We start from the raw sequence: 17538 nt of genomic DNA on the forward strand, positions 1-17538 counted from the left end.
GGAATTCTCACCAATCAATACCTCTGGGATCTGAATTGTCTCGTGCCGCCAGCGGTGAAACCAGCGGCAAAAAGCAAGGGAATGAGCCCAAGTGCAACCAGGTGTTTAAATTCTCGATTCTTGTTACAGGCGGCGGGATTCAGGCAAAAAAAAACCTGCGCATCCGCGCAGGTTGGTGTAATTCATAGGATCAGCAAATAATCGCTGACTTCACCTATCAATACCTCTGGGATCACAAATGTAGCAGCGGAGTCCTCCGTTAAGCTACGCTGAAATCGCAACAGCCGACTGCAAAATGTAAGCAAAGATTTGAGCAGAAACGTTTAAAAATCCGCAACATGCACTAAAAAGAGGCAGCCATAAAAGACAGGTGTAATCGTTACACGCTTTCGCCTTGATTTTGCTCTACTTTGCGATATACCCATCAGTTGTTGCCTTGCAGTCATCAGGGATTTCCGTAAAACTAAACGCAGTGTAAACGATTACCCCTAACAAGAAGGCTTTTCATGGCGACAATTAAGGATGTGGCTCGGCTGGCTGGTGTGTCTGTCGCCACGGTTTCACGCGTCATCAACCACTCCCCAAAAGCCAGCGATGCCTCAAAGCAGGCGGTGAATAGCGCCATGGAAGCGCTGAATTATCATCCCAACGCTAACGCGAGAGCCCTTGCCCAACAGGCCACTGAAACTATTGGCCTGATTGTAGGCGACGTGTCCGATCCCTTCTTTGGCTCGATGGTTAAAGCCGTGGAACAGGTTGCCTACCGCACCGGCAACTTCCTGCTTATCGGCAATGGCTACCACAGCGAACAAAAAGAACGCCAGGCCATCGAGCAGCTGATTCGCCACCGCAGCGCTGCGCTGGTTGTTCACGCTAAAAAGCTCCCGGATGAAGAGCTGATCTCGCTGATGAAGCAAATCCCCGGCATGGTGCTCATTAACCGCATTGTGCCAGGGTTTGAGCAGCGCTGCGTTGCGCTCGATGACCGCTACGGCGCCTGGCTTGCTACGCGCCATTTGATTCAGCAGGGGCACACCCGCATCGGCTACATCTGTTCCAACCACCAGATATCGGACGCAGAAGACCGCCTCCAGGGTTATTACGACGCGCTCCGCGAGCACAATATCCCCGTCAACGAGCGTCTGGTGACCTTTGGTGAACCCGATGAAAGCGGCGGTGAGCAGGCCCTGACGGAGCTGCTGGGGCGTGGCAAAAACTTCACTGCCGTAGCCTGCTACAACGACTCAATGGCCGCCGGGGCGATGGGCGTGCTGAACGACAACGGCATTGATGTTCCCGGTGAGATTTCGCTGATTGGCTTTGATGACGTGTTAATTTCACGCTACGTGCGGCCAAAGCTGACCACGGTTCGCTACCCGATTGTGACCATGGCGACTCAGGCAGCCGAACTCGCGCTGGCGCTGGCCGAAAACCTGCCGCTGCCGGAAATTACCCACATGTTCAGCCCGACGCTGGTGCGACGCCACTCGGTCGCTTCTCCAGGCGACAACGGTTAAAGCGTAAGTTGATAAAGATGTACGGGCTCGGGGTAATCCAGCCCGTCGCCAATGTAGCGCCAGCCAAACCGTTCATAATAGGCTTTACAGGCCGAATAGAGATACAAAGACTCAAAACCCAGATTGCGGGCATATTCCACAACGTGCCGCTGTAAAAGCTCGCCCAACCCTTTCCCCCGCTGGCTTTCATCAATATACAACGCCGCCAGCCAGGGCCAGAGATCCTGCCGGCTAATCAGATCACAGCGCCACAGCCCGACGGTGCCCACCATCTTTTCTCTCTCCAGCGCAATAAACGTCAGAGGCATTTCGCCTTCCCGCTGGCTGGCGGCAACAATAGACGCAAAAAAGCCTCGGCTTTCCTGACTGCCAAACGCCTGCCAAAGCCACTCCGTGACTTGTTCTGCGTGCTGAGGGGCCTGGTACAACGGGACAATTTTCACAACGATAGACTCCTAAAAAACCACACCAAATTCTGAAAGCGTGATCCGGGACGACAATTTGCACGGCGAAACGGCAAGGCCGCTTGCGGGCGAAACTCCTGTGATAAACTGCTGGAAAATCGCGACAGCGTCCAGATCGGGAAGGAAACAATGGTAACAATGTTAGATGTCTCGTTACGCGCAGGGGTTTCCAAAGCGACGGTATCTCGCGTGTTAAACGGCACCGGACAGGTTAAAGCAAGCACCCGCGAACAGGTGTTTAAGGCCATGGAAGAGCTGGGCTATAAGCCTAATTTTCTGGCACGATCGCTGGCAAACCGCAGCAGTAACAGCATCGGGCTGGTTGTCTCTACTTTCGATGGCTTCTACTTCGGTCGCCTGCTGCAGCAGGCTTCACGCCGCACGGAATTCTACGGTAAACAGCTGATCGTCACCGACGGGCATGACACGCCGGAAAAAGAGCTGGATGCCGTCCAAATGCTGGCGGACAGGCACTGCGACGCCATCGTGCTCTACACGCGCTTTATGAGCGAGCGGGCGCTGATGTCGCTGATGAATGCCATTCAGGTGCCGCTGGTGGTCATTAACCGGGACGTCACCCAGGCCCGTGAACGCTGCGTCTTCTTCGAACAGCAGGATGCCGCCTTTCAGGCCACCGAATACCTTATCCAGCAAGGCCACCGGGAAATCGCCTGCATTACCGTGCCTATTTCCACGCCAACCGGCAAAGCGCGCCTGATGGGTTATCGGAAAGCGCTGCAAAAACATGGCATAGCGTGGGATGAAAACCGGGTGAAATACGGGGATTCGACCATGACTGAAGGGCACCATCTGTGCCAGGAGCTACTGACCAGCGGCGTAACCTTCAGCGCGCTGTTTTCCTGTAACGACGATATGGCGCTGGGTGCTTCGAAAGCGCTGCACCAGGCCGGGATCCGTATTCCACAGGATATTTCGCTGTTCGGCTTTGACGACGCGCCGAGCGCCCAGTGGCTGGAACCGGCGCTGTCATCCGTCTATTTGCCCATCGACAACATGATCATTACCGCCATCGATCAAGCTATTAAGCTGGCAAGTGGCGAACCGTTAGCGCCAATTCCGCCGTTTGTGGGGACGCTGGTACTAAGGGATTCCGTTGCACCCGGCCCCTTTTTCGAGGCCGGACGGAAGGTATCAAAGTAGCTCGAGCGCCAGCAGCTCCTGAATCGTCTGGCGGCGGCGAATCAGGCGCGCGCTGCCGTTATCAAACAGCACTTCCGGCAGCAGCGGGCGACTATTGTAGTTAGATGACATCGAAGCCCCGTATGCGCCGGTATCGTGCAGCACCAGGTAATCACCCGGTTTTACCGGCGGCAGCAGGCGGGTTTCTACCTTGCCGCCTTCCTGCTGGGTAAACACATCTCCGGACTCGCACAGCGGCCCCGCCACCACCGTTTCTTTCGGCTGCAGAGCAGACAGATCCCGCCCATCCCCCGCCAGCGCGGAAATATGGTGATAACTGCCGTACATAGACGGACGCATCAGATCGTTAAAACCAGCGTCGATCAGCACAAAGTGGCGGGATCCCATATCTTTCACCGCGCGCACCTGCGAAACCAGCACCCCGGCTTCCGCCACCAGGAAACGCCCCGGCTCGATCTCCAGCTTCACCGGGTGCCCCAGATGAGCGGCAATTTTTTCACGCGCGGTATTCCACAGGCCGTAATAGTGATCAGTATTGATCGTTTCCTCACCTTCGCGGTAAGGAATGGACAGCCCACCGCCCGCAGAAATCGCCTCAAGATCCTGGCCGAAGTCGATGACCTGCTGCACCATTGCACCGCAGACCTGCTCGAGATGGCCATAATCCACGCCGGAACCAATGTGCATATGGATACCCACCAGATGGATACCGTAGCGCTGCATCGCTTCCAGTGCTTTCGGCATATCGCTCAGCCAGATGCCGTGCTTACTGTTCTCGCCGCCGGTGTTGGTTTTCTGGCTGTGCCCATGCCCAAAGCCCGGATTAATACGCAGCCAGACGCGGTGCCCCGGCGAGACTTCGCCGAGCTGATGCAGCATATCCACAGATCCGATATTGACCGGGATATTCTGCTCGGCCACCAGCGCCAGCGTGGCGTTATCAATTACGTCGGCGGTAAAGACGATATCATCCGGGTTTTCCAGCGGCTTGTAGCCTGCCGCCAGTGCGCGCTCGATTTCCCCCTGCGACACCGAATCCACCTTCACGCCCTGCTCACGCATCAGTTTCAGGATGTGGATATTCGAGCAAGCCTTTTGGGCAAAGCGAATCACATCGAACTGGCGCAGCTGGGCAATTTGCTGGCGAATGATCTCCGCGTCATATACCCAAACCGGGCAGCCAAATTCAGCAGGCAGGGTCAGCAAGTTTTGCGCGTTCAGCGCGGTGGTGGTGTCGTGCAGCGAGCGTGGCATGGTGAACTCCGGGTAAACGTCATTTTCCCTATTACGCCACAGAGAGTGAGGGATAAAAAATATCGTTTTCTAGCGAGTCTATTCAAATATGATATGGTTTAGAGAACGCCCCTCACCCTACCCCTCTCCTCAGAGGGGAGAGGGCCAGGGTGAGCGTAAACAACATCAGCGGAATAACACCATGCCAGCCATCAACCTGCGCCACATCGAAATCTTCCACGCCGTGATGACGGCCGGCAACCTCACCGAAGCCGCAGGCCTGCTGCACACCTCCCAGCCCACGGTCAGCCGGGAGCTGGCGCGCTTTGAAAAGCTCATCGGCCTGCAGCTGTTCGAGCGCAGCCGGGGCCGTCTTTACCCCACCGTTCAGGGGTTAAGGCTGTTTGAAGAGGTTCAGCGCTCCTGGTACGGGCTGGATCGTATTATTAATGCCGCCGAAAGCCTGCGTGAGTTCCGCCAGGGCGAACTGTCCATCGCCTGCCTGCCGGTATTTTCTCAGTCCTTTTTACCGCGCCTGATGCAGCCGTTTCTGGCCCGCTACCCGGAACTCAGCCTGAACATCGTGCCGCAGGAATCCCCGCTGCTGGAAGAGTGGCTGTCTGCCCAGCGCCACGACCTGGGGTTGACGGAAAACATCACCACGCCTGCCGGAACGGAACGCCAGACCCTACTCACTCTGAATGAAGTTTGCGTGCTGCCCGCCGGGCACAAACTGGCCGCGAAAGCAGAACTCACGCCGCAGGATTTTGCCGGGGAGAATTACATCAGCCTGTCGCGGACCGACAGCTATCGCCAGCTGCTGGACTCGCTGTTTCAGGAACATGACGTCAAGCGAAGAATGGTGGTGGAAACGCACAGCGCCGCGTCCGTCTGCGCGATGGTTCAGGCAGGGGCTGGGGTGTCTATCGTCAACCCGTTAACCGCGCTGGATTATCATGAACGCGGCGTGGTGGTACGCCGGTTCAGCGTGGCGGTGCCTTTTACCATCAGCCTGATTCGGCCCCTGCACCGCCCGGTATCAGCGCTGGTCAGCGCGTTCAGCGACCACTTACAGCACAACATGCATCTCTATAGCGACCCGCTCAACGCGCTGCTTAACCGCTAGCTTATTGCTCAGTCACCGGCTGCTGATGCCCCGTGCCGTTGCTAAAGTTAATCAGGCAAAGTATCAGGCCAACTACTGCCAGCGCAGCCGCGGCGACCGGCACCGCAGTCAGGCCGAAGCCACGGTCAATCACCGTGCCGCCCACCCAGGCACCGAGCGCATTGCCCACGTTAAAGGCCGCAATATTCAGCGTGGACACCAGATTCGGCGCTTCTTTGCCGTGCAGCACCACGTTGATTTGCAGCGCCGGTACGGTAGCAAATGCCGCCATCGCCCACAGGAAAAGCGTAATTTCCGCCAGCCATGCGGCGTGGCTTGTCCAGCTGAACAGCAACGAGAAGACCGCGATCAGGCTAAAGCTGAGGATCAGGCTGAACGACACCCGCCAGTCCGCCAGCCGTCCGCCCAAAATGTTCCCCACCGTCAGCCCCGCACCAATCAGGAACAGCGTCCAGCTCACGCCCTCTGGCGTAATGCCCGTTACCTGCAACAGCATCGGCGCCACATAGCTGAACAGCGCGAACATCGCCGCAGAGAAGAACACTGTCATGCAGAGGGACAACCAAAGCTTGCCGTGCGCCAGCGCTTTGATTTCGCTTTTTAAGTCGGTGGCCTCTTCATCTTTCTGCGACGGCAGACTCACCACCAGCGCCAGGAACGCAATCACCCCGATAACGGCCACGCCCCAGAAAGTAGCTCGCCAGCCGTAAAGCTGCCCGAACCAGGTGCCAATCGGCACGCCCAGCACGTTAGCCAGCGTTAAGCCGGTGAACATCAGCGCCACCGCCGAAGCTTTACGCCCCGCGGGTACGAGACTTGCCGCTACGACTGCGCCAATCCCGAAGAATGCGCCGTGGCACAGCGCCGTAATAACGCGGGCCAGCATCAGGAAGTTGTAGCTCAGCGCAAGGGCGCACAACAGGTTGCCAACAATGAAAATCACCATCAGCAAAATTAACGACAGCTTGCGCGGCAGTCGGGCGGTCAGCAGCGCCATGATGGGCGCGCCGATGGCGACCCCCAGCGCATAGCCGCTGATTAGCCAGCCGGCGACGGGAATGGAGACATGGAGATCCCCTGCCACTTCGGGCAGCAGCCCCATAATCACGAACTCCGTCGTGCCGATGGCAAACGCACTCATCGCCAGCGCCAGTAAGGAAACAGGCATTGTATAACTCCCGGTTACGAACATGATGAAAGACCATTACGAAATGCAGCGGCCTGCAAAGTGAGGATTTCAGAGGAGCAGCTTTTTGGAATAATGTGCGCTACATAACAAATTTATAACACATTAGCGGCCGGGCATGACCCGGCTCGTCGTGGGGGGAAAACGGTATTTCCACTTATTCAATTGATATAAAAGGATAAAATCTTACTCATCACCGCACATAAAGCGAACTGCATCGGCGGCGTGGATGGCGGCGGTATCAAACACCGGCAGCGGGCAATCCTGCTGGCTGAGCAGCAGGCCAATTTCGGTACAGCCGAAAATAACCCCTTCCGCCCCCTGCGCCTGCAGTGCCTGAATCACCTGCTGGTAATAGCGCTTCGACTCAGGGTTAATCACCCCGAGGCAGAGCTCATCGAAGATTATCTGGTTGATACGCTGACGCTGAGAGGCGTCAGGAATAATCGAGCGGATCCCGAACTGCGCCTGCAGGCGGCCACGATAAAAGTCCTGTTCCATGGTGTAGCGCGTGCCCAGCAGGGCCACCTGGCTTACTCCGTGCGCTGCAATTACCCGCCCGGTGGCGTCGGCAATGTGCAGAAACGGCAGCGAGCAGCGGGATTCAATATGCTCCGCGACTTTGTGCATAGTGTTTGTACACAGCACAATGCCTTCGGCACCGGCCTTTTGCAGCCCCAGTGCCGCGTCGGCCAGCATCTCACCGGCCTTGTCCCACTCACCCGCAGACTGGCAGGCCTCAATCTCGTGAAAATCGACGCTGTGCAGCACAATTTTGGCCGAATGCAGCCCGCCCAGACGCTGTTTAATCCCTTCGTTAATTAACCGGTAATAGGGAATCGTCGATTCCCAGCTCATGCCGCCCAGCAGCCCAATCGTTTTCATTCCTATCCCCTGTTGCCATTTCCCTCCGGTTATAACTCGTATCCAGAGAATAAAAAAGCCTCCATCAGGAGGCTCAGGGCTACAACATGTGAGGTTTAAACAACGTCCAGCCTGGTCTTTCTGCTGGATACAAGGTTACGCAGCAGTACAAAACCGCATGCCCCCATCAGGCCAATCAGCGTAGCCGCAATGACCACGATGGATTTTCCAGTCCCTTCTTTTTTCAACGGTAAAGATGGGTTCATCTGATAGCGGAACGGCTGGAAGTTTACGTCGTTAATTTTGACCTGCGACAGCTTACTCAAATAGTACTCACGGTTTTGAACGCTGGCGTTTAATTCCGCCACATCTTTAAGCGACGATTCAATTTTCAATTTTTCAGCCAGGCCATCAGCACCCAACGCAACCGAGTAGTCAGGATCGTCTTTAACTGCTTGCCCATTGCTGTATACCGGTTTCTTAATTCCAGCAGCGTTGGCCACTTCCAGGGAGTAACCCAGTCGCTGGATATTCACTTTATGCTGATTCTCAAGATTTACCCTATCCAACTGCAGTTTGTCTTTCTCCGCTGCACTTTTTAATTCAACGGCATAGCGTAAGTTTTGAACTACGTCTTGGTTGACACGCTGAGTAATAAAATCAATGTAGCTGCCCAGTACCTCCTGGGATTCTTCTGCGTTCGGCCCGGTGAAGCTTAACGTCCATGAAGAATAGTATGTCGCGTTGGTAAGCTTAGGATCCGCATTATTTACCGCTTTAAATCTGGCAGCAGTCTCCTGAATGGCGCGATGCAATATGGCTTTATTATCCGCATTTTTGGCATCGACGAGGCGTTTAACATAGTCAGAGTTGGCTAAATACGCTTCACGCAATGCCTGGGAATCAAAATCCTTCAGGAAATTTTGATAAATATGCTCAGCATCAACATTTGTAGCAACGTCCAGCACGGAAAGTTGTACCGTTGCCCGGCGAAGTTCAATCAGTTGGGACGACTCAGGAAGGGTAACAATGGCCTGGCTAGACCATTTTTGAGGCAATAGAAAACTAAATATCAGCCCAACAAAAGCGGCAACAACCGTGATGAAAGCCACCGTTTTTTTGGCTGCGTAAAGAGATCCCAATAGCTCGAGCAGGTCAATTTCCTGTTTCTGTTCAGTGACTACAGGAAAAGCACGAATATCTTCCAGTGGAGCACTTTTTAACTCAATTGCGGACATGTTAACCAACTCATAATAGGTGCCAGGTGAAATTATTCCTCTAGGGAATTAATAGATTGAACACAGAGCAAAAAAAAGTAACAACAATTTAATTACTGGTATTTAACACCACGCGCTAAAAGCACTGCACGTAGTTTTGTGAAAAGGGCGTTTTTTGGGCATTATTACCAAGAATAATCTTAAAAACAACCAACCAATATTGAGATTTGTTTTTTTCTCAAAAATAGAAATGAGATCCAGCGCACCATTTCTTGTGGGCGGGTGCTACATGAAGGGGATTGTGTTGATGCGTGCTCACGAAACGTTGAGAAACATCAGTGAATAATAACAAAATGTTACACTGATGAATTAGTGAGGAAAGGCGATAGCTTCTTCGGCAGGAGGAAAAATGCTTACCTGGGGAGTAACCAGCTCTTCTTCCTCCCAGAACCGGGCGATTTCCGCCTGCACCCAGTCACAAAAATAGCCTACTCGCGGCAGTTCCCGCTTGCCCTGGGGGATCTCCAGCCAGTAACCATTTCCACTCTCAAGCTCCAGCTCCGCCAGCGGCACCAATAATCCCCCACGCAGCTCGTTGCGGACCATCATCCGATCGAGCACCGCATAGCCCGCGCCGGTCACGCAGGCGTTGATCACCTGATCCTCAGTGCTGAACTCTAGCCCGCCGGAAAGCAGGCTGTCCTTTTCTCCCGTCGCCGCAAGCCAGCGCGACCAGTTATCCAGCCGGATGTCGCCGTTAAGAATGTGCAACTGCGGCTGCGAGGCCAGCGGCGGAAAAACACCATCAATCATCAGCAGCGGGCTAGCCACCAGCAACAGTTTTTCATGACACAGCCACTGCCCCCTGCCTTCGCTTTCCTGGCGGGTACCAAAACGAATGGCGCAGTCAAAATCGCTGTATTTCTGCCGGGTTTCGCTGATAAGGGCAATTTGTAGCTGGCCATTGCGCTGGCGAAGCGCCACCAGCCTTGGAGCCAGCCAGCGGGTGGCAAAGGTCGGGGCAACCTGCAGGCGCAGGTGCTGGAAAGGGTTGCGAAGCTGAACGCGGCAAATGCCCTCTTCAAGAATATCCAGCGACTGGCGCACTACCGGCAGCAGCAACATCGCATCCTGGGTTAGCTCCAGCCCACTGTGGGTCCGCACAAACAGCAGTTTTCCGAGAAACGCTTCGAGCTGTTTGATTTGCCGACTGGCTGCGCTCTGGGTAATACACAAGGCCTGCGCAGCCTTGCTAAAGCTAAGCGTCCGGCAGGTCTCTTCAAAGACCCTTAACATACTGAGTGACGGGAGTTTTCTCATTGTTGTCATTATCCGCGGGCAAGCGCCAGTCATGTTAATAATATGTTTCTAACCTGCCCTGAAACGCCATCCCTCGCCGCACCTATTTCTGCAAAACAGGAGGAGGATCACATGCGTTTTTCGCCTGGGGGTATGACTAAAACACACTCGCCTGCTGATGTGTTTTGCTGCCACATTGTTAACGAATTTGAAACATAAAAAATACAAATACCCTACAAAACCACCTCACAGGAGGAGGCGTTATGTCCCACCTGACACAACAGTACACCCGTATGGATGACGTGCCGTTAAACCGTTTCCATATCAAAATCGCCGGCCTGACCTTCGGCGCACACTTTACCGACGGCTACGTGCTCGGCGTCATTGGCTTCGCGCTGGCCCAAATCAAACCTCAAATGGGGTTAACGCCCTTCTGGGAAGGGATGCTCGGCAGTTCGGCGCTGATCGGCCTGTTTCTCGGCAGCCTGGTGTTGGGCTGGATCTCCGATTACGTTGGCCGCCAGAAGATCTTCTGCTTCAGCTTCGTGGTGATCACGCTCGCTTCGGCGCTGCAGTTTTTCGCCACCACGCCAGAACAGTTGTTCTTCTTGCGGGTAATGGTTGGTATCGGCCTCGGCGGCGACTTCTCCGTCGGCCACACCATGCTGGCGGAGTTTTCCCCGCGTAAACACCGAGGCGTCCTGCTCGGTTCATTCAGCGTGATCTGGACCTTTGGCTACGTGGCCGCAGGCTTTGCCGGGCACTTCCTGACGGCGCTTGGGCCGGACGCCTGGCGCTGGCTGCTCTCTTCTTCCGCTCTACCCGCGCTGATTATTCTGCTGATGCGCATCGGCACGCCGGAATCCCCACGCTGGCTGATGGGCAAAGGGCGACGAGAAGAAGCGATGGCGATTGTCCATAAACACTTCGGCCCTAACGTGCTGCTAGTGGATGAAGCCCCGGTCGCCTCAAAACAGCGCTTTATGTCGCTGTTCGGGCCGAAATACCGCCGCCGCACCGCCTTCAACAGTCTGTTTTTTGTCTGCCTGGTGATCCCGTATTTCGCCATCTACACCTTCCTGCCGTCGATTCTGCAGGTGATGGGCCTGAACAATAACTTCACCACCGACCTGCTGCTGAACGCCCTGCTGATCGTCGGCGCCCTCGTGGGGATCCTGTTGACCGTCGTTTGCTCACGTCGTGGCTTCCTGATCGGTTCATTTGTCTTCCTCGCCGCCTGCCTGGTGATGCTCAGCATCATTCCGGTCAGCCAGTCCGGCTGGCTAATTCTGTTCTTTGCCGCATTCACTTTGGTGATGTCGGCGGTCAGCAATCTGGTGGGCGTCTTCCCGGCAGAAAGCTTCCCGACGGAAGTGCGCTCAATGGGCGTCGGTTTTGCCACCTCCATGAGCCGCCTCGGTTCTGCCATCGGTACCGGTTTACTGCCGCTGGCCATTCTGAATTACGGCATGCAGGCCACCACCGGCATGCTGGCGCTGATCCTCGTCATCGGTGCCATCGTCTCTCTCGCCTGGGCGCCTGAAACCAAAGGATTAACCCTGGTCGATGCCGCTCACGATCCGGCCCAGCGCCACGGCAATGCCGCCGCTGAACCGGCTAAATAACGCTCACGCTTAACAGGAGAAGTCTCGTGGAAATGTATATCGGAGAAGGGTTTGAAGGTAACGGCGTTAACGCCTCGCACATCAACATCATGATTGGCCCACGCAGCGGCGTGGTTGGTCAGGCGTTTTCCAGCAGCCTCGCTTCACCCAGCCAGGGTCACTGCCCGTTTATGGTGGTGATCAAACCTAACGTTCCGGCCAAACCGATGACGCTGTACGTCAACAAAGCGGAGATCAGCGGCGAACTGCACGGCAATGCCACCTGGGGCGCCTCTCAGGCCGCCATTGCCAAAGCAGTTACCGAAGCACTGCTGGATGGCACGCTGCCGCCGGAAGCGGAAGACAACTGGTGTATCGTCACCGCCAACTGGGTAAACCCCGGCTGCAACGATATCGACGAGGTGTACCACAACAACTACCGCGCCTGCCGCCAGGCTATCCGCGCGGCAATGGGCAAACTGCCGCAGCGCAGCCAGATTGCCGACGCCCTGCCGCAGCTCGGCAACCCTTTCTACACCCCAAAAGCCTGAGGAGGCGAAATGGAATACGTCAACCTGGGCCACAGCGGCCTGAAAGTCTCTCGCCTGTGCCTCGGCACCATGAACATGGGCAGCAAACAGTGGAAACCGTGGATTTTTGACGAGTCGCAAAGCGAGCCGCTGATTCGCCACGCGCTTGAATCAGGCATCAACTTTATCGACCTCGCGGACTTCTACTCCAGCGGCGCAGGGGAAGAAGTGGTCGGCAACGTGCTAAAACGCATTGCCCGCCGCGATGACCTGGTCCTCACCACCAAAGTCGGCTACCCCATCGGCACCGGCTTTAACAACCAGGGCCATTCACGCAAGCACATCATGGAAAGCATCGACGGCAGCCTGAAGCGCCTCGGCACCGACTACGTCGATATCTACATGCTGCACTACTTCGACGTAAATACGCCTGTCGAAGAAACCTGGGCGGCAATGAACGAGATCGTGCGCAGCGGCAAAGCGCGCTACGTCGGCGTTTCCACCATGTACACCTGGCAACTGGCGAAAATCCTTTGGTGCTGCGAGCGCTACGGCTACGCAAAACCCATCAACATGCAGTTGCAGCTGAACTGCGCCTACCGCGAAGAAGAGCGGGAAATGATCCCCTTCTGCCGCGACCAGGGGCTGGGCGTGTCAGTCTTTAGCCCGCTCGCCCGCGGCCTGCTGAGCTGTGACTTTACCTCCGTGCGCAACCAGACCGACTTCTTCACCCAGGAAATGTATGCGGATATCACTTCCCGCAACGTCGCGCAATCCGTCAGCCATGTGGCTCAGCTGCGCGGCCTGCCTCCGGCGCAAATTGCTCAGGCGTGGGTCCTGAACCATCCTGGCGTGGACTGCATGCTGGTTGGCGCGGATTCCGTTCAGCAAATTGACAGCGCCATTGCCGCGCTCGGCACCACGCTGGATGAAGATGAGCGCTACGAACTGGAGCGTAACTACACGCCGTGCGACGTCATCAACGACTACACCGCAGGCAAACGTATTGCGCGTGAGAGCCGCGCCGCTCGCGGCCTGTTTATCGACAACGTAACCACAAGGAATATCGCATGAGCAGCTTTGACGCACTGGTTCGTACCGGCTGGTACTGCAACGGTGAATGGCGGGACGCCGACGAGCGCTATGCCGTATTAAACCCGGCCACCGATGAAGTAGTGGCTCAGGTAGCCAACGCTGGAACAAAAGAGACCGAGGCGGCCATCGCCGCTGCCCATGCGGCCCTGCCCGCCTGGCGAGCATTAACCGCCAAAGCCCGCTCGCAGATCCTCCAGCGCTGGTTCGCGCTGATCGTGGAGCACCAGGCTGAACTGGCGGAACTGATGGTCACCGAACAGGGCAAAGTGCTGGCGGAAGCCAAAGGTGAAGTGACCTACGCCGCCAGCTTTATCGAATGGTTTGCCGAGGAAGCCAAACGTGCCAACGGCAAAACTATTCCTTCCACAAAAGCGGGTAACCAAATCCTTACCTTCAAGGAGCCCGTTGGCGTAGTCGCGGCTATTACCCCGTGGAACTTCCCGCTGGCGATGCTGACCCGCAAACTCGGCCCTGCGCTGGCTGCAGGCTGCACCGCCGTGATTAAACCGGCGAACGAAACACCGCTCTCGGCCTTCGCGCTTATCGTGCTGGCCGAACAGGCAGGCGTCCCGGCGGGCGTGATTAACGCCGTCACCGGTGATACCGTGGCAATCGGTAGTACGCTGATGGCCAGCCCAACGGTGCGTAAAATCTCCTTTACCGGCTCCACGCCAACCGGCAAGTTACTGATGCGTCAGGCGGCGGATACTGTGAAAAAACTGTCGCTGGAGCTGGGCGGTAACGCGCCGTTTATCGTCTTTGACGATGCGGACATTGACGCCGCCGTAGAGGGCGCGATGGCCGCCAAATTCCGCAACAGCGGGCAGACCTGCGTGTGCGTTAACCGTTTCTATATCCAGGCCGGCGTGTATGAGCAGTTTGTTGAGAAACTCGCTGCCGCCGCGCGGGCGCTGAAAGTTGCCCCAGGCCTGACGCCGGGTGCCCAGCAGGGGCCGTTGATCCACCAGAAAGCGGTTGAGAAAGTGGAAGCCCACGTGAAGGACGCCCTTGCGCACGGCGCACGTCTGCTGTGCGGCGGCGAGCGACACGCCCTCGGCGCATCGTTCTACCAGCCTACCGTGCTGGCGGACGCTACCGAAGCCATGCTTCTGGCCCGCGAGGAAACCTTCGGCCCGCTGGCGGCCTGCTTCCGCTTCAGCGGCGAGCTGGAGGCGATTGGGCGCGCCAACGCCACGCCGTTTGGCCTCGCAGCCTATCTCTATACCCGCGATCTGGCTCGCGCCTTCCGCGTCACCCAGCAGTTGGAAAGCGGTATGGTTGGCGTTAACGAAGGCATAATTTCCACGGAAGTCGCGCCTTTCGGCGGCGTGAAGGAGTCGGGCCTGGGCCGCGAAGGATCCGACTGCGGGATGGAAGAGTATCTGGAAACTAAATATGTGAATCTGGGGGGATTGCTGTAGCAGCAAATATGGTTTGAGTTGGCTCGGTTATGGTTCTGTTCCGCAGGAAAGCCCCTCACCCCGGCCCTCTCCCCACAGGGGAGAGGGGGAAATCAACAGAGTAGTACGCAATTGATCCCCTCTCCCTTCCAGGGAGAGGGGATCAATAACATTACCCCGGCCTATATCCCCGCCCCACCAGCACCACCCCCACGGTGCATATCCCCAGCGTGATCCCCAACTGCTGACCCCAGCCGGACACCATCAGGCCAATGCCGATCAGTAAATAGTAAGCAAAGCCGAACAATGCCCCGGCCGTGCCACGACAATCAGCATAGGCACTGAGCGCGGTGCCCAGCACCACCGGAATCGCCATTGAGAATGCGACCATCACCAAAAACATCGGTGTCAAAAACCAAATGCTGTGCATCAGTCCCCAGACGCCAACGCTCCCCACCAGCCCAATGCCGCTCGCTACATTCAGCAACGCTTTGGCGCTTAAATTCCGCTTCATCAGCAGATGATTAAGCTGCGCCCCCGCCAGAGAGCCCAGCGCCAGCACGCTCCCCGTCAGGCCAAAAGCAGCAGGCCCAAAACCTAAGGTTTGAAACAGAAAAGGCGCCTGGCTGTAGTAACTGAACAGGCTGACATTGAACAACGCCACCAGCCCGGTTGCCCGCCAGATCTGCCTGTCCCGCAGCAGACGCCACATCACCTCGACAACCCCTTGCCGGGCATGCTGTGGCGGTCTCGTTTCCCCAAGCTGCCACGCACTCCAGGCCAGCAGAGCAATGGCCACACCAGCCAGCAGATAAAAGACGCCTTCGAAACCTGCGGCAGAAACAAGTATCCCCCCCAGCCAAAGACCCAGCGCCGGGCTCACCGCCAGCGCGATTCCCATAAAGGAAAATATTCGCGCCAGTTCGCTGCCGTTAAAACGATCGCGCAGCACCGTTTGGGTCACGACCGATCCGGTGGCCGCGCCAAAAGCCGCCAGCATCCTGGCCGCCAACAACAGCATAAAATGCGACGTCAACAGCGCGGCAACCGCACCTGTCGTATAGCAAAACAGCCCCAACAGCAGCGCCGGTTTACGGCCCAGAAGATCGCAGATCCTTCCCCAGAAAAGCACCCCAACGGCAAAACCAAAAAAGTACAGCGAGAGCGTCCAGCCCGCGTCCTGAGCAGTAACGGAAAAATGTCGGGCGATATCGGTCAGCGCCGGACTATAAAGCGTTTCCACAATCTGCGGAAACATCAGCAGCGCCGTTAAGAGCGCCATGCCACGAGGTATGTTCACCCTGCATCCTCCTTAAAAGAGGCGCTATTGTAGGCAAACGGCAAATACACCATTATAAACATCAGGACATTTAATATCGGAAATCAGACATAATGAGCTGGCTAAGTGCGGATGCAGAATTTAACCCTGACGCGCTGCATCGCGGCGTGATTGGGGTGCAGGCTGAACTCGGAGATCATGATTCCGGGCTACATCGGCACCGGATGGGGCAACTGCTGTTTACCCGGGAAGGCTGCGTGAAGCTCACGCTGGATGAAGGCCGGATACTCTCTTTGCTGCCGCCGGGTAAAGTCGCCTGGCTCCCCGGCGGCGTCAGCCATCGAGCCGAAATGAAAAGTAGCGTGGCCTACCGCTCAATCTGGTTTGATATGAAGCGTTACCCCACCCTGCCCTCCACCGCGCTGGTGCTCAACGTCACGCCGTTGCTCAATGAACTGCTGGAAAGGATTTCGGCCAGCCCCTGGGAAACGGACTGGGAACAAGGCGCCCAGATGCACATGGCCGCCCTGTGCGTGGCGGAACTGAATGCCGCAAAAGAAGTCCCAATGACGCTGCGCTTCCCGCAGGATAAGCGGCTGCGCCACCTGACGGGCGACACGCTGCCGCCGCCGCTCAACGAACTGGCCACCGTAACCGGCGCAAGTGAACGCACCATTGGCCGTATTTTCCTCCGGGAAACCGGCCTATCCTACCAGCCATGGCGGCAGCAGTGGCGTTTAATGAAAGCGGTGGAAATGCTGGCCAGCCACGCACAAGTCACTGTTGTTGCCGGAACACTCGGCTTTTCCAGCGATAGCGCCTTTATCTATTTTTACCGCAGCATGACCGGCCAGACACCAGGTATGCTGACGGCGAAACAGACTTAACGACGGCTGATGGCCAGCTTCGCGGCAAACAGCAGGAACACGCAGCCGGTGATGCGATCCATCCACTTTACGACCCCAGGTTTTCTGAGCACACCGGAAGCGTAGCGCGTGGCAAGAATCAGCGTCAGCGACCACAGCGTACCGAGCACCGCATGAATAGAAACCAACAGGAAAGTCCAGAGGATCGGGGAATGGCCGGAGGGGATAAACTGCGGCAGGAAAGAGACATAGAACACGCCCATTTTCGGGTTAAGCACGTTGCCGAGCATGCCGCGCAAAAACCAGTTGTTGGCTCGGGTTGATTCCGCAGAAGCGAGGCTGAAACTCTGGCGAGGGCGCAACAGCAACTGAATACCCAGCCAGCACAAATACGCGGCACCGCACCACTTCAGCAAAGTGTAGGCAAATTCAGACACCGCCAGCAGAGCGCCAAGCCCGAAGGCAACCAGCGCCCCCCAGACAAAACAGCCTACGTCGATGCCCAGCGCGGCGTGAAAGGCCTTTTTGCCCCCTTCGGCGGCGGCGGTTCGCAGGATAAGCGCGGTATCAAGACCGGGGGTAAGCGTGAGCAGCGTGGCGGCTAGCGTGAAAGCAAGAAGCGCATCGGTGACGGACATTTTTCTGACTCCGAAAACAATAAATCTACTGAAATTCAGCTCAGCCGACAATGCCCTGA

Annotated in this window: 16 protein-coding genes; 8 read left to right on the forward strand and 8 right to left on the reverse strand. The window is 56.6% G+C overall.

Features of this window, described 5'->3' with window-relative positions:
* The first annotated feature begins 506 nt into the window (after nt 1-506).
* Nucleotides 507-1517 carry an HTH-type transcriptional regulator GalR gene (gene galR / locus LH86_RS01355; RefSeq protein WP_039297757.1) on the forward strand — a complete coding sequence of 337 codons (1011 nt, stop codon included), beginning with the start codon at nt 507-509 and terminating at the stop codon, nt 1515-1517.
* Here galR and LH86_RS01360 read toward each other — a convergent pair.
* Nucleotides 1514-1960 carry a GNAT family N-acetyltransferase gene (locus LH86_RS01360; protein WP_039297761.1) on the reverse strand — a complete coding sequence of 149 codons (447 nt, stop codon included), beginning with the start codon at nt 1958-1960 and terminating at the stop codon, nt 1514-1516. The genes galR and LH86_RS01360 overlap by 4 nt on opposite strands.
* 150 nt (nt 1961-2110) lie before the next feature.
* On the opposite strand from LH86_RS01360, the gene LH86_RS01365 reads away from it, so the two are divergent.
* A complete protein-coding gene (locus LH86_RS01365) occupies nt 2111-3142 on the forward strand; it encodes a LacI family DNA-binding transcriptional regulator (protein WP_039297763.1) in 1032 nt (343 codons plus the stop codon).
* On the opposite strand, the gene lysA is transcribed toward LH86_RS01365, so the two are convergent.
* Nucleotides 3134-4396, reverse strand: a complete 1263-nt coding sequence (gene lysA / locus LH86_RS01370) for a diaminopimelate decarboxylase (RefSeq protein ID WP_039297765.1) — start codon at nt 4394-4396, stop codon at nt 3134-3136. The genes LH86_RS01365 and lysA overlap by 9 nt on opposite strands.
* Before the next feature lie 181 nt (nt 4397-4577).
* On the opposite strand from lysA, the gene LH86_RS01375 reads away from it, so the two are divergent.
* Complete coding sequence (locus LH86_RS01375) at nt 4578-5501, forward strand: LysR family transcriptional regulator (RefSeq protein WP_039297768.1); 924 nt, start codon at nt 4578-4580, stop codon at nt 5499-5501.
* A 1-nt stretch (nt 5502) separates the two neighbouring features.
* Here LH86_RS01375 and LH86_RS01380 read toward each other — a convergent pair whose 3' ends face one another.
* From LH86_RS01380 to LH86_RS01395, 4 genes are all read right to left on the reverse strand, one after another.
* Nucleotides 5503-6669 carry an MFS transporter gene (locus LH86_RS01380; protein ID WP_039297771.1) on the reverse strand — a complete coding sequence of 389 codons (1167 nt, stop codon included), beginning with the start codon at nt 6667-6669 and terminating at the stop codon, nt 5503-5505.
* Nucleotides 6670-6873: 204 nt separating this feature from the next.
* The gene (locus tag LH86_RS01385) at nt 6874-7572 is read right to left on the reverse strand and encodes an aspartate/glutamate racemase (RefSeq protein ID WP_039297773.1); all 699 of its coding nucleotides are present in this window, start codon (nt 7570-7572) and stop codon (nt 6874-6876) included.
* A gap of 95 nt (nt 7573-7667) precedes the next feature.
* Nucleotides 7668-8789 (reverse strand): LPS O-antigen length regulator Wzz(fepE), encoded by a 1122-nt coding sequence (wzz(fepE), locus tag LH86_RS01390; protein WP_039297776.1) that lies wholly within the window; start codon nt 8787-8789, stop codon nt 7668-7670.
* Nucleotides 8790-9137: 348 nt separating this feature from the next.
* On the reverse strand, nt 9138-10088 hold the full coding sequence (locus tag LH86_RS01395) for a LysR substrate-binding domain-containing protein (RefSeq protein WP_052045536.1): 951 nt from the start codon (nt 10086-10088) through the stop codon (nt 9138-9140).
* 242 nt (nt 10089-10330) lie between these two features.
* On the opposite strand from LH86_RS01395, the gene LH86_RS01400 reads away from it, so the two are divergent.
* The 4 genes from LH86_RS01400 to LH86_RS01415 are packed head-to-tail and all read left to right on the forward strand — an operon-like array spanning nt 10331 to nt 14717.
* Nucleotides 10331-11692, forward strand: a complete 1362-nt coding sequence (locus LH86_RS01400) for an MFS transporter (protein ID WP_039297778.1) — start codon at nt 10331-10333, stop codon at nt 11690-11692.
* 26 nt (nt 11693-11718) lie between these two features.
* Nucleotides 11719-12222 carry a formaldehyde-activating enzyme gene (gene fae, locus LH86_RS01405; protein ID WP_008458495.1) on the forward strand — a complete coding sequence of 168 codons (504 nt, stop codon included), beginning with the start codon at nt 11719-11721 and terminating at the stop codon, nt 12220-12222.
* A gap of 9 nt (nt 12223-12231) precedes the next feature.
* On the forward strand, nt 12232-13275 hold the full coding sequence (locus tag LH86_RS01410) for an aldo/keto reductase (protein WP_039297782.1): 1044 nt from the start codon (nt 12232-12234) through the stop codon (nt 13273-13275).
* Entirely contained in the window at nt 13272-14717 is a 1446-nt protein-coding gene (locus LH86_RS01415) for an NAD-dependent succinate-semialdehyde dehydrogenase (protein ID WP_039297784.1), read from the forward strand. Before LH86_RS01410 ends, LH86_RS01415 begins: the two co-directional genes overlap by 4 nt.
* Before the next feature lie 151 nt (nt 14718-14868).
* Here LH86_RS01415 and LH86_RS01420 read toward each other — a convergent pair whose 3' ends face one another.
* Nucleotides 14869-15978 carry a multidrug effflux MFS transporter gene (locus LH86_RS01420; protein WP_039297785.1) on the reverse strand — a complete coding sequence of 370 codons (1110 nt, stop codon included), beginning with the start codon at nt 15976-15978 and terminating at the stop codon, nt 14869-14871.
* Between the two features lie 110 nt (nt 15979-16088).
* Between LH86_RS01420 and LH86_RS01425 the strand changes: the two genes are divergently transcribed.
* Nucleotides 16089-16862, forward strand: a complete 774-nt coding sequence (locus tag LH86_RS01425; protein WP_039297786.1) for an AraC family transcriptional regulator — start codon at nt 16089-16091, stop codon at nt 16860-16862.
* Here the strand turns inward: LH86_RS01425 and LH86_RS01430 are convergent.
* On the reverse strand, nt 16859-17479 hold the full coding sequence (locus LH86_RS01430) for a LysE family translocator (protein ID WP_039297788.1): 621 nt from the start codon (nt 17477-17479) through the stop codon (nt 16859-16861). The genes LH86_RS01425 and LH86_RS01430 overlap by 4 nt on opposite strands.
* Nucleotides 17480-17538 lie beyond the last annotated feature (59 nt).

It is taken from the genome of Cedecea neteri (assembly GCF_000758325.1).
In the GTDB taxonomy this organism is placed as follows: Bacteria; Pseudomonadota; Gammaproteobacteria; order Enterobacterales; family Enterobacteriaceae; genus Cedecea; species Cedecea neteri_B.